12 protein-coding genes and 1 pseudogene are annotated in these 17541 nt (G+C 59.7%); 11 read left to right on the top strand and 2 right to left on the bottom strand.

Annotated elements, in window-relative coordinates; genetic code table 11:
- Nucleotides 1-10 precede the first annotated feature (10 nt).
- Nucleotides 11-2656 carry a pyruvate dehydrogenase (acetyl-transferring), homodimeric type gene (gene aceE, locus AC3IUA_RS28775; RefSeq protein ID WP_489358152.1) on the bottom strand — a complete coding sequence of 882 codons (2646 nt, stop codon included), beginning with the start codon at nucleotides 2654-2656 and terminating at the stop codon, nucleotides 11-13.
- 383 nt (nucleotides 2657-3039) lie between these two features.
- On the opposite strand from aceE, the gene glnE reads away from it, so the two are divergent.
- The 8 genes from glnE (at nucleotide 3040) to AC3IUA_RS28735 (ending at nucleotide 13120) form a co-directional block, all read left to right on the top strand.
- Complete coding sequence (gene glnE, locus AC3IUA_RS28770; protein WP_489358151.1) at nucleotides 3040-5979, top strand: bifunctional [glutamate--ammonia ligase]-adenylyl-L-tyrosine phosphorylase/[glutamate--ammonia-ligase] adenylyltransferase; 2940 nt, start codon at nucleotides 3040-3042, stop codon at nucleotides 5977-5979.
- A 179-nt stretch (nucleotides 5980-6158) separates the two neighbouring features.
- A complete protein-coding gene (gene waaF, locus AC3IUA_RS28765; RefSeq protein ID WP_489358150.1) occupies nucleotides 6159-7193 on the top strand; it encodes a lipopolysaccharide heptosyltransferase II in 1035 nt (344 codons plus the stop codon).
- A gap of 1 nt (nucleotide 7194) precedes the next feature.
- The gene (gene waaC, locus AC3IUA_RS28760) at nucleotides 7195-8259 is read left to right on the top strand and encodes a lipopolysaccharide heptosyltransferase I (protein WP_489358149.1); all 1065 of its coding nucleotides are present in this window, start codon (nucleotides 7195-7197) and stop codon (nucleotides 8257-8259) included.
- The gene (locus AC3IUA_RS28755; RefSeq protein ID WP_489358148.1) at nucleotides 8259-9380 is read left to right on the top strand and encodes a glycosyltransferase family 4 protein; all 1122 of its coding nucleotides are present in this window, start codon (nucleotides 8259-8261) and stop codon (nucleotides 9378-9380) included. Before waaC ends, AC3IUA_RS28755 begins: the two co-directional genes overlap by 1 nt.
- Complete coding sequence (gene rfaP / locus AC3IUA_RS28750) at nucleotides 9380-10186, top strand: lipopolysaccharide core heptose(I) kinase RfaP (protein ID WP_489358147.1); 807 nt, start codon at nucleotides 9380-9382, stop codon at nucleotides 10184-10186. Before AC3IUA_RS28755 ends, rfaP begins: the two co-directional genes overlap by 1 nt.
- A complete protein-coding gene (locus AC3IUA_RS28745; RefSeq protein ID WP_489358146.1) occupies nucleotides 10186-10920 on the top strand; it encodes a lipopolysaccharide kinase InaA family protein in 735 nt (244 codons plus the stop codon). The genes rfaP and AC3IUA_RS28745 overlap by 1 nt, the downstream gene beginning before the upstream one ends.
- Nucleotides 10917-11669 carry a lipopolysaccharide kinase InaA family protein gene (locus tag AC3IUA_RS28740; RefSeq protein WP_489358145.1) on the top strand — a complete coding sequence of 251 codons (753 nt, stop codon included), beginning with the start codon at nucleotides 10917-10919 and terminating at the stop codon, nucleotides 11667-11669. Before AC3IUA_RS28745 ends, AC3IUA_RS28740 begins: the two co-directional genes overlap by 4 nt.
- Nucleotides 11669-13120: a lipopolysaccharide kinase InaA family protein gene (locus tag AC3IUA_RS28735; RefSeq protein ID WP_489358144.1), complete on the top strand. Its 1452-nt coding sequence runs from the start codon at nucleotides 11669-11671 to the stop codon at nucleotides 13118-13120. The genes AC3IUA_RS28740 and AC3IUA_RS28735 overlap by 1 nt, the downstream gene beginning before the upstream one ends.
- On the opposite strand, the gene AC3IUA_RS28730 is transcribed toward AC3IUA_RS28735, so the two are convergent.
- Complete coding sequence (locus AC3IUA_RS28730) at nucleotides 13084-13374, bottom strand: hypothetical protein (protein ID WP_489358143.1); 291 nt, start codon at nucleotides 13372-13374, stop codon at nucleotides 13084-13086. The genes AC3IUA_RS28735 and AC3IUA_RS28730 overlap by 37 nt on opposite strands.
- Nucleotides 13375-13485: 111 nt before the next feature.
- On the opposite strand from AC3IUA_RS28730, the gene AC3IUA_RS28725 reads away from it, so the two are divergent.
- From AC3IUA_RS28725 to AC3IUA_RS28715, 3 genes and pseudogenes are all read left to right on the top strand, one after another.
- Nucleotides 13486-13833, top strand: coding sequence for a YceK/YidQ family lipoprotein (locus tag AC3IUA_RS28725; RefSeq protein WP_489358142.1), 348 nt, complete (start codon nucleotides 13486-13488; stop codon nucleotides 13831-13833).
- A 212-nt stretch (nucleotides 13834-14045) separates the two neighbouring features.
- Nucleotides 14046-15803 (top strand): carbamoyltransferase family protein, encoded by a 1758-nt coding sequence (locus AC3IUA_RS28720; protein WP_489358140.1) that lies wholly within the window; start codon nucleotides 14046-14048, stop codon nucleotides 15801-15803.
- A pseudogene (locus tag AC3IUA_RS28715) lies at nucleotides 15787-16890 on the top strand (glycosyltransferase); the annotation flags it as partial. The gene AC3IUA_RS28720 and the pseudogene AC3IUA_RS28715, both read left to right, overlap by 17 nt.
- Between the last annotated feature and the right edge of the window lie 651 nt (nucleotides 16891-17541).

Here is a 17541-nt window from a genome sequence, read left to right as displayed (position 1 = left end):
GAAAATCTCCTCAGCAGTCCAGTGGGTTGCGTTTTTCCGGGTTGATACCGAACTTGGCGATGGCTTCAGCCACCACTTTAGGTTCGATATCGCCACGGTCAGCCAAGGCTTCCAGGGCTGCCAACACCACGAAATGACGGTCGACTTCGAAGAAGTGACGCAGCTTCTTGCGGCTGTCACTGCGACCGAAACCGTCGGTGCCCAGGACTTTGAATTCCTTGGACGGGACCCACTGACGAATTTGTTCAGCAAACAGCTTCATGTAGTCGGTAGAAGCAATGACCGGACCTTGACGGCCGTTCAGGCACTCTTCGACGTAGCTCAGCTTAGGCTTCTGACCCGGGTGCAGACGGTTGGTGCGTTCCACGGCAAGGCCATCGCGACGCAGTTCGTTGAAGCTGGTAACGCTCCAGACGTCAGCGCCGACGTTGAACTGTTCACGCAGAATCTTCGCTGCTTCACGGACTTCACGCAGGATGGTGCCGGAGCCCATCAGCTGTACGTGGTGCGCCGCTTCGCGGGTGTCTTCTTCGAGCAGGTACATGCCCTTGATGATGCCTTCCTCTACACCGGCCGGCATGGCTGGCTGCTGGTAAGACTCGTTCATCACGGTGATGTAGTAGAAGACGTCCTGCTGCTCTTCGGTCATCTTCTTCATGCCGTCCTGAATGATCACCGCCAGCTCGTAGCCGTAGGTTGGATCAAAGGTGCGGCAGTTCGGGATGGTCGCTGCCAGCAAGTGGCTGTGACCGTCTTCGTGCTGCAGGCCTTCGCCGTTAAGCGTGGTACGGCCGGCGGTGCCACCGATCAGGAAGCCACGGGTGCGGCTGTCGCCAGCGGCCCAGGCCAGGTCGCCGATACGCTGGAAGCCGAACATCGAGTAGAAGATGTAGAACGGCAGCATCGGCTGGTTGTGGCTGGAGTACGAAGTACCGGCGGCAATGAAGGAGCTCATGGCGCCCGCTTCGTTGATGCCTTCCTCGAGAATCTGGCCTTTCTTGTCTTCGCGGTAGAACATCACCTGGTCTTTATCGACTGGCTCGTAGAGCTGGCCGACGGAGGAATAGATGCCCAGCTGACGGAACATGCCTTCCATACCGAAGGTACGGGCTTCGTCCGGGATGATCGGCACGATGCGCTGGCCGACTTCCTTGTCCTTGACCAGTTGCGAAAGAATCCGCACGAAGGCCATGGTGGTGGAGATTTCGCGGTCGCCGGAACCGTCGAGGATAGCCTTGAGGGTTTCCAGTGGCGGGGTCGGAAGGCTGAAGCTCTTGGCGCGACGCTGAGGCACGAAACCGCCCAGTGCGGTGCGACGTTCGCTCAGGTAACGGGCTTCGGCGCTGCCTTCTTCAGGTCTGAAGAACGGCAGGCTTTCGATCTCGCTGTCCTTGACCGGAATGTCGAAACGATCACGGAACAACTTCAGGCTCTCGACATCGACCTTCTTGGTGTTGTGCGCGGTGTTCTTCGCTTCGCCGGCGCCAGTGCCATAACCCTTGATGGTTTTGGCCAGGATGACGGTCGGTTGTTCTTTGTGGTTGACTGCTTCGTGGTACGCCGCATAGACCTTGTACGGGTCGTGGCCGCCACGGTTGAGTTTCCAGATCTCGTCGTCGGACAGGTCTTCAACCATTGCCTTGAGTTCTGGCGAGTTGAAGAAGTGTTCACGCACGAACGCGCCGTCTTTGGCTTTGTAGTTCTGGTACTCGCCGTCGATGACTTCGTCCATCCGACGTTGCAGGATGCCGTCGGTGTCCTTGGCCAGCAGTGGGTCCCAGAAACGGCCCCAGATGACCTTGTTCACGTTCCACTGGGCACCACGGAACACGCCTTCGAGTTCCTGGATGATCTTGCCATTGCCGCGAACCGGGCCGTCGAGGCGCTGCAGGTTGCAGTTGATGACGAAGATCAGGTTGTCCAGCTTCTCGCGGCCGGCCAGGGAGATCGCGCCCAGGGATTCCGGCTCGTCACACTCGCCGTCGCCCATGAAGCACCAGACTTTCTGTTTGCCGGCCGGGATGAAGCCACGGGCTTCCAGGTACTTCATGAAGCGTGCCTGGTAGATCGCCTGGATCGGACCCAGACCCATGGAAACGGTCGGGAACTGCCAGAAGTCTGGCATCAGCCAAGGGTGAGGGTAGGACGACAGGCCCTTGCCATCGACTTCCTGGCGGAAGTTGTTCATCTGGTCTTCGGTGATTCGGCCTTCCATGAAGGCGCGGGCGTAGACCCCAGGAGAAGCGTGACCCTGGAAGTAGATCAGGTCGCCGCCGTGCTCGTCGGTCGGAGCCTGGAAGAAGTAGTTGAAGCCGATGTCATACAGGGTCGCACTGGAGGCGAAGCTGGAGATGTGACCACCGAGGTCAGAATCTTTCAGGTTCGTACGCATGACCATGGCCAACGCGTTCCAGCGTACCAGCGAGCGAATGCGGCGTTCCATGAACAGGTCGCCAGGCATGCGTGCTTCGTGGGTAACGGGGATCGTGTTGCGGTACGGCGTGGTGATGGCGTAGGGCAGTTGCGAGCCGCTGCGGGTCGCGAGTTCGCCCATACGGGTCATCAGATAGTGAGCACGGTCTTCGCCTTCTTTGTCGAGAACCGATTCCAGGGCGTCCAGCCATTCCTGGGTTTCGACGGGATCGAGGTCTTGCATGGCTTGCTCCAGGGCGGAAAGGCTTCCAGAATCGGTTGCCTGAGTTTTGCGACTGGCCTTGTGGGCAGACGATATAAATTCTTGGATTGCCAGCGGTTGTTCTGGCGGCGTGTAGTTTTACTACAAATCGTCGGCCATTTCAGCCTGTCGAATGTATATACGAGTAGTAAAACTACAGATGAACGGCTCATGGCCTCCTGCTGTGTTGTGAGAATAATCGTTAATGTTGGTATGGGGTCAACTGAAATAGGGTGAAGCTTGATGTTGCCTGCCAAGAAAGCAGAATTTTCAGCTATTTATAACTTTTGTTCGACAGTCGATCAGGTAGTGCGTTTCGCGCATTCACTACAGACCGTCCTTTACACGCCGATCAAGGATAGACCATGAGCCTGCCCACGCTTGCCGAACTTCCGGCGAATCTTCTGCCATTGGTCAGCCGCGCCGAGCAATCGTTGCGTGGCGCTGTTGCCGCACTGGAAAACGATCATGGTTTATCAGCCTGGTCACCCGAGCGCCGGGCGCAATTCGCTCGCGTTGCCGCGGCCAGCGACTTCGTGATTGAGCAGAGCGTGCGCGACCCGGTGATGTTGCTCGATCTGGTGCAGTCCGGTGAACTGGACCGCAGTTATGCCCCCGGCGAACTGTGCGGCCAGATCGCCGCCGCCGCGCAACTGGCGCAAAGCGACGAAGAGCTCGGTCGGGCCCTGCGTCGCCAGCGCACCCGTCATCAAGTGCGGATCATCTGGCGCGACCTGAACCGCCAGGCGGACCTGGTGCAGACCTGCCAGGATCTGTCGGACATGGCCGATGCCAGCATCGATCAGGCTTATCAATGGTTGTATCAACGCCATTGCCAACAGTTCGGTATGCCCACTGGCCGGCGCAGTGGCGAGCCACAGCAGATGGTCATCCTCGGCATGGGCAAACTTGGCGCCGTGGAGCTCAACCTGTCGTCAGACATCGATCTGATCTTCGCCTACCCGGAAGGTGGCGAGACCGTCGGTGTGAAGCGGGCGATGGATAACCAGGAGTTTTTCATTCGTCTTGGTCAGCGACTGATCAAGGCGCTCGACCCGATGACCGTCGATGGCTTCGTGTTCCGCGTCGACATGCGCCTGCGGCCTTATGGGTCGTCCGGTGCTCTGGTGCTGAGCTTCAACGCGCTGGAGCAGTACTACCAGGACCAGGGCCGCGACTGGGAACGCTACGCGATGATCAAGTCGCGGGTGGTGGCCGGTGATCAGGTCGCCGGCGCGCAATTGCTCGATATGTTGCGTCCGTTCGTTTACCGGCGCTATCTGGACTTTTCCGCGATCGAAGCGCTGCGCACCATGAAGCAGCTGATCCAGCAGGAAGTCCGGCGCAAAGGCATGGCCGAGAACATCAAGCTCGGTTCCGGTGGGATCCGCGAAGTCGAGTTTATCGCTCAGGCATTCCAGTTGATTCACGGTGGCCGCGACCTTAGCTTGCAGCAGCGTCCGCTGTTAAAAGTGCTGAGCACCCTGGAAGGGCAGGGTTATCTGCCACCCATGGTGGTCAGTGAGTTGCGCGAAGGTTATGAGTTCCTGCGCTACACCGAACACGCCATCCAGGCGATCGCCGACCGGCAGACGCAAATGCTCCCTGACAATGAGCGGGATCAGGCGCGAATTGCCTTTATGCTCGGCTTTGCTGACTGGAAGGCCTTCCATGAACAGCTTATGTACTGGCGCGGCCGGGTGGACTGGCACTTCCGTCAGGTGATCGCTGACCCGGATGAAGACGAGGGTGACGAAAGCGAAGTGGTGGTCGGCGGTGAATGGCTGCCGCTGTGGGAACAAGCCCAGGATGAAGATGCCGCCTGCCGACAATTGGAGGAAGGTGGTTTCGTCGATGGGCCGAATGCTTTGAGAGCCTTGGCCGGCCTGCGTGCCAGCCCGCAGCTGCGTGCCATGCAGCGTCTGGGTCGTGAACGGCTTGATGCGTTCATTCCGCGTTTGCTGGCCCAGGCCGTGGAGCATGCCAATCCGGATCTGGTGCTTGAACGGGTGTTGCCGTTGGTGGAAGCGGTGGCGCGGCGATCGGCTTATCTGGTGCTGCTCACGGAAAACCCGGGAGCGCTTCGCCGACTGCTGACCTTGTGCGCGGCCAGTCCGTGGATTGCTGAACAGATCACCCGCTTCCCGCTGCTGCTCGACGAGTTGCTCAACGAAGGTCGCTTGTTCAAGCCGCCGTTGGCACCGGAGCTGGCTGCCGAGTTGCGCGAACGGCTGACGCGGATCCCCGAGGATGACCTGGAACAGCAGATGGAAGCCTTGCGCCACTTCAAACTGGCTCATCGACTGCGAGTGGCCGCCTCGGAAATCGCCGGCAGCCTGCCACTGATGAAGGTCAGCGACTACCTGACCTGGCTGGCTGAAGCGATTCTCGAACAAGTGCTGACGCTGGCCTGGCGCCAGACAGTGGCCAAATACGGATCGCCGCAACGCGCGGATGGCACCTTGTGCGATCCGGGCTTCATCATTGTCGGTTACGGGAAAGTCGGTGGCCTGGAGCTCGGGCATGGTTCCGACCTGGACCTGGTATTCATCCACGACGGCGATCCACAGGCGGAAACCGATGGCCTTAAACCCATCGATGGTGCGCAGTTCTTCACCCGGCTGGGTCAACGGATCATTCATCTGCTGACCACCCAGACCAACTCCGGTCAGTTGTATGAAGTGGATATGCGCCTGCGACCTTCCGGGGTGTCGGGGCTGCTGGTCAGTTCCCTCGGCGCTTTCGAGCGTTATCAGCAGCATGAAGCCTGGACCTGGGAACATCAGGCGCTGGTGCGGGCGCGGGTGTTGGTCGGTTGCAAGCAGGTCGGGGCGGCCTTCGAGAAAGTCCGCGCCGCCGTGCTGGGACGCCAGCGTGACTTGCCCAAGCTGCGTCAGGAGGTCAGTGAGATGCGCGCCAAGATGCGCGATAACCTGGGCACGAAAGTCACCGCCGCCGGGACTGCGGCAAATGCCTTCGAAGCCACGGCGCCCTTCGATATCAAGCAAGACGCCGGAGGTATCGTCGATATTGAATTTATGGTGCAATACGCGGCTCTGGCGTGGTCCGAAGAGCACCCGTCGCTGCTGCGCTATACCGACAACATCCGTATTCTTGAAGGGTTGGAGGAGGTCGGGCTGATGCCCGTCGAAGATGCCAGTCTGTTGCGCGAGGCCTATAAAGCTTATCGTGCGGCCGCTCACCGGCAGGCCCTGCAGAATGAGGCTGGGGTGATCGGTGGCGACCAGTTCGTGGACGAACGGCGACAAGTGTCGCGGATCTGGCGTGAGCTGGGGCTAAGCTGAAGCTGATTTGCAGAGTGGCGAGGCTTTATGTGGGTTTATGCTGACTGGCATGATGTGCAAGAAAATTGATCCGACGAGCCCCAGACGGCTCGTCCAAATGACCTGGCAGCGTTGGCTGCAGGTGCTGGATTATCGAGGCGGGGAGGCGTATGCCTCCCCGGTTCGTTTTTGGAAACCACATGAAAATTCTGATCGTTGGGCCCAGTTGGGTCGGTGACATGGTGATGGCACAGACACTCTTTCAGTGTCTGAAGCAACGCCACACACAGTGCGAGATCGACGTACTGGCCCCCGAGTGGAGCCGGCCGATCCTTGAGCGCATGCCCGAAGTGCGGCAGGCCCTGAGCTTTCCGCTCGGCCATGGGGTGCTCGAACTGGCGACCCGTCGGCGTATCGGCAAATCCCTGGCCGGTCAGTACGATCAGGCGATTTTGCTGCCCAATTCGCTGAAGTCGGCACTGGTGCCGTTTTTTGCCGGTATCCCGAAACGTACCGGTTGGCGGGGCGAGTTCCGCTACGGCTTGCTCAATGATGTACGCACCCTCGATAAAGAACGTTACCCGCTGATGATCGAGCGCTTCATGGCCCTGGCCTATGAGCCCGGCGTCGAGTTGCCCCAACCCTATCCGCGGCCATCGCTGCAAATTGACCACGGCACTCGCGACGCTGCGTTGGGCAGGTTCGGCCTGGCGCTGGACCGTCCGGTGCTGGCTTTGTGCCCCGGTGCCGAGTTTGGCGAGTCCAAGCGCTGGCCGTCCGAGTATTACGCCAAAGTTGCCGAGACGAAGATTCGCGAGGGCTGGCAGGTCTGGCTGTTTGGTTCGAAAAATGATCACTCGGTGGGCGAAGACATTCGCGCACGGCTGATTCCCGGCCTGCGTGAAGAGTCAGTGAACCTCAGTGGCGGTACCTCGCTGGCCGAGGCCATCGATCTGATGTCCTGCGCGGATGCGGTGGTGTCCAACGACTCCGGCCTGATGCACGTGGCAGCTGCGTTGAACCGGCCGCTGGTGGCAGTCTACGGTTCGACCTCGCCGGGCTTCACCCCACCGTTGGCCGAGAAGGTCGAAATTGTCCGGCTGGGGATCGAGTGCAGTCCATGCTTTGATCGCACCTGCCGTTTCGGCCATTACAACTGCTTGCGCCAGCTCTTGCCGCAATCGGTGGTCGATGCCTTGCAGCGGTTGCAGGGCTCCGTGGTCGAGGTCAAGTAAGTTGCGGGTATTGTTGATCAAGACCTCCTCTCTGGGGGACGTCATTCATGCGTTGCCGGCATTGACCGATGCCGCGCGGGCGATCCCCGGGATCACCTTCGACTGGGTGGTGGAAGAAGGCTTTGCCGAGATTCCGACCTGGCACCCGGCCGTGGGACGGGTAATTCCAGTGGCAATTCGACGCTGGCGCCAGAACATCTGGCAGACCATCAAAAGTGGCGAATGGCGGCGCTTCAAGCAAAGCATTCGGGCAACTGAATACGATCTGGTGATCGATGCTCAGGGGTTGCTCAAAAGCGCCTGGCTGACTCGTTACGTCAGGGCTCCGGTGGCCGGCTTCGATCGTGACTCGGCCCGCGAACCTTTGGCCGCGCGCTTTTATTCGCGGCGTCTCGCTGTGGCCCGTGGGCAACACGCAGTGGAGCGTTTGCGTCAGTTGTTCGCGGTGGCGCTGGGTTATGACTTGCCCAAAGGTCTGGGTGATTACGGCCTGAGCGTCGAGAAACTGGTCGAACTGCCGCGCAAGAATCCCTTTGTACTGTTCCTGCATGGCACCACCTGGGACACCAAGCACTGGCCCGAAGCCTATTGGCGTGAACTCACCGAGCGCATGGGCCAGCTGGGTGTCGAGGTGAAGCTGCCGTGGGGCAACCCGGCGGAGAAGGCCCGGGCTGAACGTATTGCCAGCGGACTGAAAAATGCCCAGGTGCTGCCCAAGCTGAATCTGGCCGGAGTAGCCAAGGTTCTGGCCGGCGCGCAGGCGTGCGTCGCGGTGGATACCGGTCTCGGCCACCTGGCGGCAGCACTGGACGTGCCGACTCTGTCGTTGTTCGGTCCGACCAATCCCGGCCTGACCGGCGCTTACGGCAAGAGCCAGATCCATCTGGCGAGCGACTTTCCAAGTTGCGCGCCTTGCCTGCAAAAGAAATGCACCTATCAACCGACTGCTGAAGATCAGCAGCGGTTTGACCTGAAGCGCGAGTGGCCACTGTGTTTCACTCGCCTGAATCCCGAGCGTGTCGCGAGCCGATTAAGCACGTTGTTACTGGCTGAGGAGCTGCGTTGATGCAATTGGCTTTCGTCTTGTACAAATATTTCCCGTTTGGCGGTCTGCAGCGCGATTTCATGCGCATCGCCCTTGAATGCCAGCAGCGCGGGCATCGGATTCGCGTCTACACCTTGATCTGGGAAGGCGATATTCCGCCGGGTTTTGAAGTACTGGTGGCACCGGTCAAGGCGATCTTCAACCATCGACGCAACGAAAAGCTCAGCGCCTGGATGGAGGCCGACCTGGCCAAGCGTCCGGTGGACCGCTTGATCGGTTTCAACAAGATGCCGGGCCTGGACGTGTATTACGCCGCCGACGGCTGCTTCGAGGATAAGGCGCAGAACCTGCGCAATTCGCTGTATCGCCGCTGGGGCCGCTACCGGCACTTCGCCGAGTACGAGCGTGCGGTGTTCGCCCGGGACGCCAAAACCGAAATCCTGATGATTTCCGAAGTCCAGCAGCCGCTGTTCATCAAACATTACGACACCCCGTTGCAGCGTTTTCATCTGCTGCCGCCGGGCATTGCTCAGGATCGTCGCGCACCGCCCGACGCGGCTGAAATTCGCGCCGGGTTCCGCCGCGAATTCAAGCTGACCGACGACGATCTGTTGCTGGTGCAGATCGGTTCCGGGTTCAAGACCAAAGGCGTCGATCGCAGCCTCAAGGCACTGGCGGCACTGCCGGCCGAACTGAAGAAGCGCACCCGGCTATTTGTAATTGGCCAGGACGACCCCAAAGTATTCCAATTGCAGAGTGCGGCGCTGGGCCTGGGTGATCAGGTGCAATTTCTCAAGGGCCGCAGCGACATTCCGCGGTTTCTGCTGGGCGCCGATCTGTTGATCCATCCGGCGTACAACGAAAATACCGGTACTGTCCTGCTCGAAGCGCTGGTCGCCGGTTTGCCGGTACTGGTCAGCGCGGTCTGCGGTTACGCCCATTACATTGCCGAGGCCGACAGCGGTCTGGTGCTGGACGAGCCGTTTGACCAGGCACAGCTCACGAGCTACCTGAGCAGCATGTTGGCCGACGATGCAGCGCGTAAAGCCTGGAGTCGTAATGGCTTGGCCTTCGCCGATACGGCTGACCTCTATAGCATGCCGCAGCACGCTGCGGATGTGATTTTGGCGGAGCAACACTGATGAAGTTGATTCTTGCCGAACCGTTCAAGACCCTTTGGGCCGGGCGCGATGCGTTCGCCGATGTCGAGGCGCTGAGCGGTCAGGTGTACCGTGAGCTGGAAGCACGTCGTACCTTGCGTACCGAAGTTGCGGGTCGCGGTTATTTTGTGAAAATCCATCGTGGGATCGGTTGGGGCGAAATCTTCAAGAATTTACTCACCGCCAAACTCCCGGTGCTCGGTGCCGGTCAGGAATGGCAGGCGCTGGAGCGCCTGCACGAAGTTGGCGTGCCAACCATGACCGCGGTTGCTTACGGCGAGCGTGGCAGCAACCCGGCGGATCAGCATTCGTTTATCGTCACCGAAGAGCTGGCGCCGACCGTCAGTCTCGAAGATTTCAGTATCGATTGGGTCAAGCAACCGCCAGAGCCCAGGCTCAAACGCGCGCTGATCGCTGAAGTGGCGCGCATGACGGGCATGATGCACCGTGCCGGGGTCAACCACCGCGACTGCTATATCTGCCATTTCCTGCTGCACACCGATAAACCGGTGACTGCCGACGACTTCAAACTCTCGGTGATCGACCTGCACCGTGCCCAGACCCGTCCGGCCATCACCAAGCGCTGGCGCAACAAGGACCTGGCGGCGTTGTATTTCTCGGCGCTGGACATCGGCCTGACCCGGCGTGACAAGTTGCGTTTTCTCAGGGGCTACTTTCAACAGCCATTGCGCCAGATTCTGCGCGATGAGGCGCCATTGCTTGCACGTCTGGAGGGCAAGGCCAACAAGCTCTACGAGCGCAAACAGCGCTACGGAGATGCGCTCTGATGGCGGGCTGGAAGCTTGAGCCCGGCTACAGCGATCTGGCAGAAGACTTTGGTAGCCTGGGCGCAGTGTTTGCTCTGCAGGGTGAGCGACTGACCCGCGATCCGTTGTCCGAGGTGATCCGCGTCGAGCGCAATGGCGTCAACTATTACGTCAAACGCTATAGCGGTGCCGGCAAGGGTTTGCGCCGCTACCTGGGCAAGCCGCGAGTCAAGTCCGAATGGCAGAACCTCAAACGTTTTGCCAAGTGGGGTATCCCGACCGCCGAGATCGTCGCTTGGGGCCTGGAGCGCCGGGGCGCAACCTATGATCGCGGGGCGATGATCACCCGCGAACTGCCGCGAACCGAAGACCTGGCGGCCCTGGCCGCTCGCAACGATCCCTTGTTGGCCGACCGGGCTTGGGTCGATAGGGTCAGCCGGCAGTTGGCTGACTACACCCGGATCATGCACGAACAACGCTTCACTCATAATGATTTGAAGTGGCGCAATTTGCTGATCGACGACCAGGCGCAGCTGTTCCTGATCGACTGCCCGAATGGCGACTTCTGGCGCGGATTCTGGCTCAAGTATCGAATCACCAAGGACCTTGCCTGCCTCGACAAGGTGGCCAAGTATCACTTGTCAGCCACCCAACGCCTGCGCTTCTATCTGCAATATTGTCAACGGAACAGGCTCAACGCGGCCGACAAGCGTCGGATCCGGCATGTCGTGAGATTTTTCGAGGGGCGCGAATGAATGATTTCCTGGCCGCAGAAGACCGTGCCCTGCTCGAGCGCCACGGCCTTGGTAACTTCGATGCGCTGTGGGCCAAGCAACTCGACGCGGTCGATGAACCCAATACCCTGCACGGTGGCTGGAGCAGCGTCTATCGGCTGGACCTGGAAGGTCAGGGTTTTTACGTTAAACGCCAGAGCAACTACCTGACCCGTTCCTTGCAGCGGCCATTTGGCGAGCCCAGTTTTGCTCGGGAATTTCGCACCATCCAGCGCTATCGACAGCTGGGTATTCCGGCCTTGCAGGCCGTGTTTTTCGGCGAGCGAAAAGTGCCCGGCGAGACCCGGGCGATCCTGCTGACTCGCGCGCTGGATGGCTCGGACGATCTGGAGTCACTATTGCCGCAATGGACGCAGCTCAGCGTTGCGCAGCGGATGGCGATTCTTCGGGCCTGTGGTGTGCTGGCGCGACGGCTGCACGCGGTGCGCCTGGTGCATGGTTGCTTCTATCCTAAACATATCTTCGTACAGGCCTGCGGCGACGATTATCAGGCACGGTTGATCGACCTGGAAAAGACCCGGCCGTTGCTGTTCGGTCAGCGTGATCGGGTCAAGGATCTCGAACCCCTGCTGCGCCGGGCGCACGTCTGGAGCGAAGACGAAGTACGAGAGTTGCTCGCAGCCTATCTGGAGCAACCTGCTAACAGTCCAATGGTTGATGCCTGGGTTCAGCGTCTGACCGCGCGACGCAGTCACAAGGAGGCCCGCTGATGCGTTTGTCCGAACTGAAGAATGCCGGCCGCACTCCGCGCCTGCCACTGAGCCTTGAATTGGCGGATGCTGCCGGCCCGGCCCAATTGCAACTGCTCAGCTTGTTGCGAGTGTTGCCGGGCCAGCGTTATGTTGGTGCCGGCGTTTGGCGCGGGCGACCGGTCCTGGCCAAACTGCTGGTGGGCGCCAAGGCCGCCCGGCATTTCCAGCGTGAGCTAACGGGCGCACGTTTGCTGGCGGAGCAAGGCATAACCACGCCACTGCTGTTGGCCGATGGCTTGAAGGACGGCGAGGGCGGCTGGCTTTTGTTTGATTTTCTGGAAGGTGCCGAAAGCCTCGGCGATGCCTGGAAAAACGTCGAAGCGCTGCCGGCTTTGGCCGACGAGCAGCAGGCGGTGCTGGCTGAGGCGCTAGCGGCCATCGGACAATTGCACAGCAAAGGTCTGTGGCAGGAAGATCTGCACCTGGACAACCTGCTGCGTCATCAAGGTCGGCTGCATTTGATCGATGGTGCAGGGATCTGTATCGAGCAGGCGGGGAAACCCCTGTCCCGGCAAAAAGTCCTGGAGAACCTCGGGGTATTTTTCGCTCAATTACCCAAGGCGCTCGAACCGTACACCGAAGAGCTGCTGGTGCATTACCTGTTGAGCAACGGCGAACACGCGTTGCCACTGGAAGCCCTGCAAAAGCAGGTGAGCAAAGTCCGTAGCTGGCGCTTGAAAGACTTCCTGAACAAAATTGGCCGCGAGTGCACCTTGTTCAGTGTGCAGCGGGGAGCGTTCGCCTTGCGCGCGATTCGTCGCGAGGAAGAGGCCGCGATGTTGCCGGTACTGGACCAGGCCGATGCCTTGCTCGATCAAGGCCACTTGTACAAGACTGGCGGCGCGGCGAGTGTCGGGCGGGTCGAGCTGGCAGGCCGTACGCTGTTGGTCAAACGCTACAACATCAAGGGCTTCGCCCATTGGCTCAAGCGCTTCTGGCGCCCGAGCCGGGCCTGGCATTCCTGGCGCGAAGGCAATCGCCTGGTGTTCCTCGGGATTGCCACGCCCAAGCCGCTGGCCTTGCTGGAGAAGCGATTTTTCTGGCTGCGCAGTCGTGCTTACCTGATCACCGAATACCTGCCGGGGCCGGACATCATTGAGCGCTTCGCACCCTTCGTCGAGAGTGGTGATGCCCCGGAACCGGAGTTGCGCGCGCTCGATCAGTTGTTTGCCGAATTGATCAGCGAACGCATCAGCCACGGTGACTTCAAGGGGCATAACCTGTTCTGGGATCATCACCGTTGGGCGCTGATCGATCTGGATTCGATGTGTCAGCACCACTCCGCCAGCAGCTTCGCCCCGGCCTATGCCCGGGACCGCGCACGGTTCATGCGCAATTGGCCCGAGAGCAGTGCGTTGTATCAAGTGATTGATCAGCGCTTGCCCAAGACCATCGATAGCGCCCAGTAGGAGCTGCCGCAGGCTGCGATCTTTTGATCTTGCTTCTGGGCAATTTCCAGAGCCGCTAAAAGATCGCAGGCTGCGATCTTTTGATCTTGCTTCTGGGCAATTTCCAGAACCGCCAAAAGATCGCAGGCTGCGCCAGCTCCTACGCCGACCGTGGTTGGCCAAAAGATCTGCGATATGCCCATGACCTTGGGTGTTCGGCAGACCGCGTAGAACCTGTGGGAAGGGCCGGCCGACGCTTCGCTTGCCCAGTCCATGCACGCTTCGGCTAAGTAATTGCGAAATTTCTTACTGATATTTCAGGACGGTCGCTCTGTTATCTCGAAGAGTCCCAACGTTAGGCTGCCTGACGACTGGGAGGATTGCCTTTGAATAATAAAATCGCTGTTTTAATTTGCGTTCTATCGTTGACGTTCGTCGGCTGCGGAACAACTAACACAGTATTTCGCGATGATTCCGTAGCGAGCAGCGAACTCAAGAAAAAACGAACCTACTGTGGGTCTATACCTCGCATATACAGCGGCCTGGCATACGACTTTTGTGTGCTGAATGGACCACCCGGGGTAAAGGGGGCTCAGGGGGTGCAGGAGGTCGTCGCGGTTGGGTTCGTTCCGTTGATATTTTTTGATTTTGTAGCCTCCGGCGTTCTCGACACCCTGGTATTGCCTTATACGGTTTACCGTCAGGGCAAAGACGGAAGTATCAATATCGATTGATCCTCGATCGAGTCATGCCCTTTCCATAGGCGGTAGGCCTGGCGGGAGGGCGTTTACTTGAAATGGCGCTCCGACAGCCCTGAATAACGACAGGGTCATCGCGTCCATCTTTACGCTATAATCCCGCGCTTTAGCTGTTTCTCGCCCCTTGCGAGGACACACTTTTCTCAGGCAATCACCGCCTGCATGCAGACAAAAGAGGCTAGACCCCTGTGGCATTGACGATTCTTGGCCTGTCCGGCGCCCTTAGCCATGATCCTTCCGCAGCCCTGTACATCGACGGCAAGCTGGTTGCAGCGGCTGAAGAAGAGCGCTTCGTACGCGATAAACATGCAAAGAACCGCATGCCCTACGAATCGGCGAAGTTCTGCCTTGAGCAGGCCGGTATCAAACCTTCCGATGTTGATGTGGTGGCGATTCCGTTCGCCCCGATCAGCCTGTTCGGCGAGGCTCGCTGGCACTACGCCAAGCGTTACTGGTACGCCCCGGACCGCGCCCTTGACGCGATTCTGATGGGTAACCGCCGTTATAAACGCTATCGCAACAAGATTGTCTGGTGCCTCGAGCAACTGGGCTTCGATCCGAAGAAAATCAAGATCGAGCCGGTCGAGCATCACCTGGCCCACGCCTCCAGCGCTTACCACTGTTCCGGTTTCAAAGAGAAAACCGCGATCCTTGGCATCGACGGCAAGGGTGAGTACGCCACGACCTTCTTCGGTTATGGCGAAAACGGCAAGATTCACAAGATCAAGGAATTCTTCGACCCGGATTCCCTCGGCGGCCTGTACGGCGCGATCACTGAATTCCTCGGCTTCGAGATGCTCGACGGCGAATTCAAGGTCATGGGCATGGCGCCGTACGGCGATGCCAGCAAGTATGATTTCTCGCGTCTGGCCAGTTTTGAAAACGGCGAGCTGGTGATCAATACCGAATACGCCAACGTCATCGGCCTGCGCCGCTACAAAGAGAAGGGCAAAGGCTTCTACTTCTCGCCGAAGCTGATCGAGTGGCTGGGCCCGAAACGCGAAGGCGATATCGCCGACGAGCCTTACATCCATTACGCCGCGAGCATGCAAGCGCTGTTCGAGAAACTGGCATTGCAGATGATCGACCACTACCTGGGTGACGTCCTCAAGGAAACCGGCAAGCTGGCCTTCGCCGGCGGCTGTGCGCTGAACGTCAAGTTGAACCAGAAGATCATCGCCCGTGACGACATCAAGGAGCTGTTCGTGCAGCCGGCGTCCGGCGATGCCGGCACCGCGGTCGGTGCGGCGGCCTACGTTTCCCACGCTCGTGGCGTACCGGTAGAGAAGATGGAACACGTCTATCTCGGCCCGTCCTACAGCAATGAAGATGTGATCGCAGCCTGTGCCCGTCATCCGAGCAAGCCTGCCTGGCGTCAGATCGACAACACGCCGGAGCGCATCGCCAGAATCATGGTCGATGGCAACCCGGTGGCGTGGTTCCAGGGTCGTATGGAGTTCGGTCCGCGAGCCTTGGGTGGTCGTTCGATCATCGGTTGCCCGAGCGCCACTGGCGTGGCTGACCGGATCAACCATCAGATCAAGTTCCGCGAGCGCTGGAGGCCTTTCTGCCCGTCGATGCTCGACACCGTAGCCCCGCAAATGATCAAGATCGATCATCCGGCGCCGTTCATGACCTTCACCTTTGAAGTGTCCGAGGAGTGGAAAGCCCGCGTGCCGGAAGTGGTTCACGAAGACGGTACGTCCCGGGCCCAGGTGCTCAAGCGCGAGTACAACCCGCGCTACTACGACATGATGAAAGCGCTGGAAGTACTGACCGGTAACGGTGTGTCGTTGAACACCTCGCTGAACCGTCGTGGCGAGCCGATGATTTGCTCGCCGACCGACGCGCTGAATATGTTCTACGGTTCCGACCTGCAATATTTGATCATGGAGGATATCCTGGTGGTCAAGGACGGCGTGGACGCGTATGACGCGCTCGTCTGAGCGCCAGGTTCTGCAGTTCTGTCACGGCTATGACGGGCCGTTTCTGGATTGCGCCAGACAATATGCCAGCCTGTTCGCGGGGACCGGTTATCGGGTCACTACGGTCTTTCTGACCGGCGCGGCCGATGCCGAGGTCGCGGCGGGTTGCGCGTCGGATGAAGTGTTGTTCCTCGAGTACAGCTCCAAGGCCATCCGTGGGCTGAAGCTCGAAGCCATCCGCGAGTTGCGCGAAATTGCTGCCTCGCGCAACTTCAGCCTGTGCATCGCTCACCGGTTCAAGCCGATCTATATCGCCTTGTTGGCCACCGACTTGCCGGTGATTGGTGTGCACCATGCCTTTGCTGATTACCAGCGGCGTAGCCGCAAGCTGTTTGTTCATCTGTTTCGCAAGCGCCTGAGCCTGCTTGGAGTCTCCGATGCGGTGCGTGACGACATGCGTCGTTGCCTGCCGACATGGTCGGCTGAACGCATCCAGACCCTCTATAACCGCATCGATATCGACGCTTTGCAGGCCAGCCAGTTGCCGGCCGCGCAGGCTCGCGAGGCGCTCGGGCTGTCGCCAAGGGCATGGATTGTCGGCAACGTCGGGCGGCTGCATCCAGACAAGGACCAGGCCACGCTGTTGCGGGGTTTTGCTGCTGCGTTGCCGCGTCTGCCAGAGGAAAGCCAGCTGGTGATCATCGGTAGTGGTCGCCTGGAACCGGACCTCAAAGCATTGGCTCAAAGCCTGGGAATTACCGAGCGGGTGCTATTCCTCGGTCAGGTGCCGCAGGCCCGACGTTATTTTCGCGCGTTCGATGTGTTTGCCCTCAGTTCCGACCACGAGCCTTTCGGCATGGTACTGCTGGAAGCCATGGCGGCCGGCGTACCGGTTATCTGCACGGATTGTGGGGGTGGCCGCGAAGTCGTGGCGGGTGTTGGCAAACTGTTTCCCCTGGGCGATGCCGACGCGCTTTCCAGGGCCCTCATCGAACAATCCGGCGAAACCGCAGAGCTTCCAGCCATTCGTACGCGCATGGAACAGTCGTTGCGTGAACGTTTTGCCGATGAGCCAGTCCGGCAACATTTCTGGTCGCTACCGATGGTTCTGGCTGCTTGTGGTGCTTCGACTGGCCAGGGCAATAGCGCAGCCAGCAGTTGGGTCGACAAGGCCCGAGCCCTGGACCTTTACCGCTGGCGACTGCTGCGTGAACGCCATGGTTCGTTCGCCAGTGCCTTGCGCTTTGTTCGTGATGCTCTCGCAGACCTGCGCTTTGGCTGGTGTGCCAGGGCCAGCGTGGCAAAGCGGATCGACGTCGAGCCCTGTGACGTTCTACTGCTGCAATCGGCCCCTAAAGTCATCGCCCTGCAACGCAAGAAACTGCTGATCAAGGCGTTGCGTGACCGTGGGCATTCGCTGGTGGAAACCGCACTGCCCGAGACACGGCAAGTGTGTCGGGAGCGCCTGCTGGCTGTTCCCCCTCAGCCTGTGCCGCTGCGTTATTTCGGCTATGCCGCGCATGCCCAATGGCTGGTGGAGCGCTATGCGCCGAAGGTATTGCTCAACGACCGCAATGGCAGCCTGTATGCGCCATTCCTGCGTCTGGCGCTGACGGCCACGGGGCGGCCACTGGTCCATCTGGCCCATGCCTCTACCGTGGAGTCGTCGCGACGCCTGGGTATGAACGACTATGATTATTACCTGTTGTTTGGGCGCAGCTCACTGGAAGCGCTGCAGGCGCGGGCCTTGCGTTTCGGC

It is taken from the genome of Pseudomonas sp. KH_050 (assembly GCF_057838875.1).
Note: the sequence above shows the minus strand (reverse complement) of the source record. Positions and strands in the feature narration are given on the sequence as shown.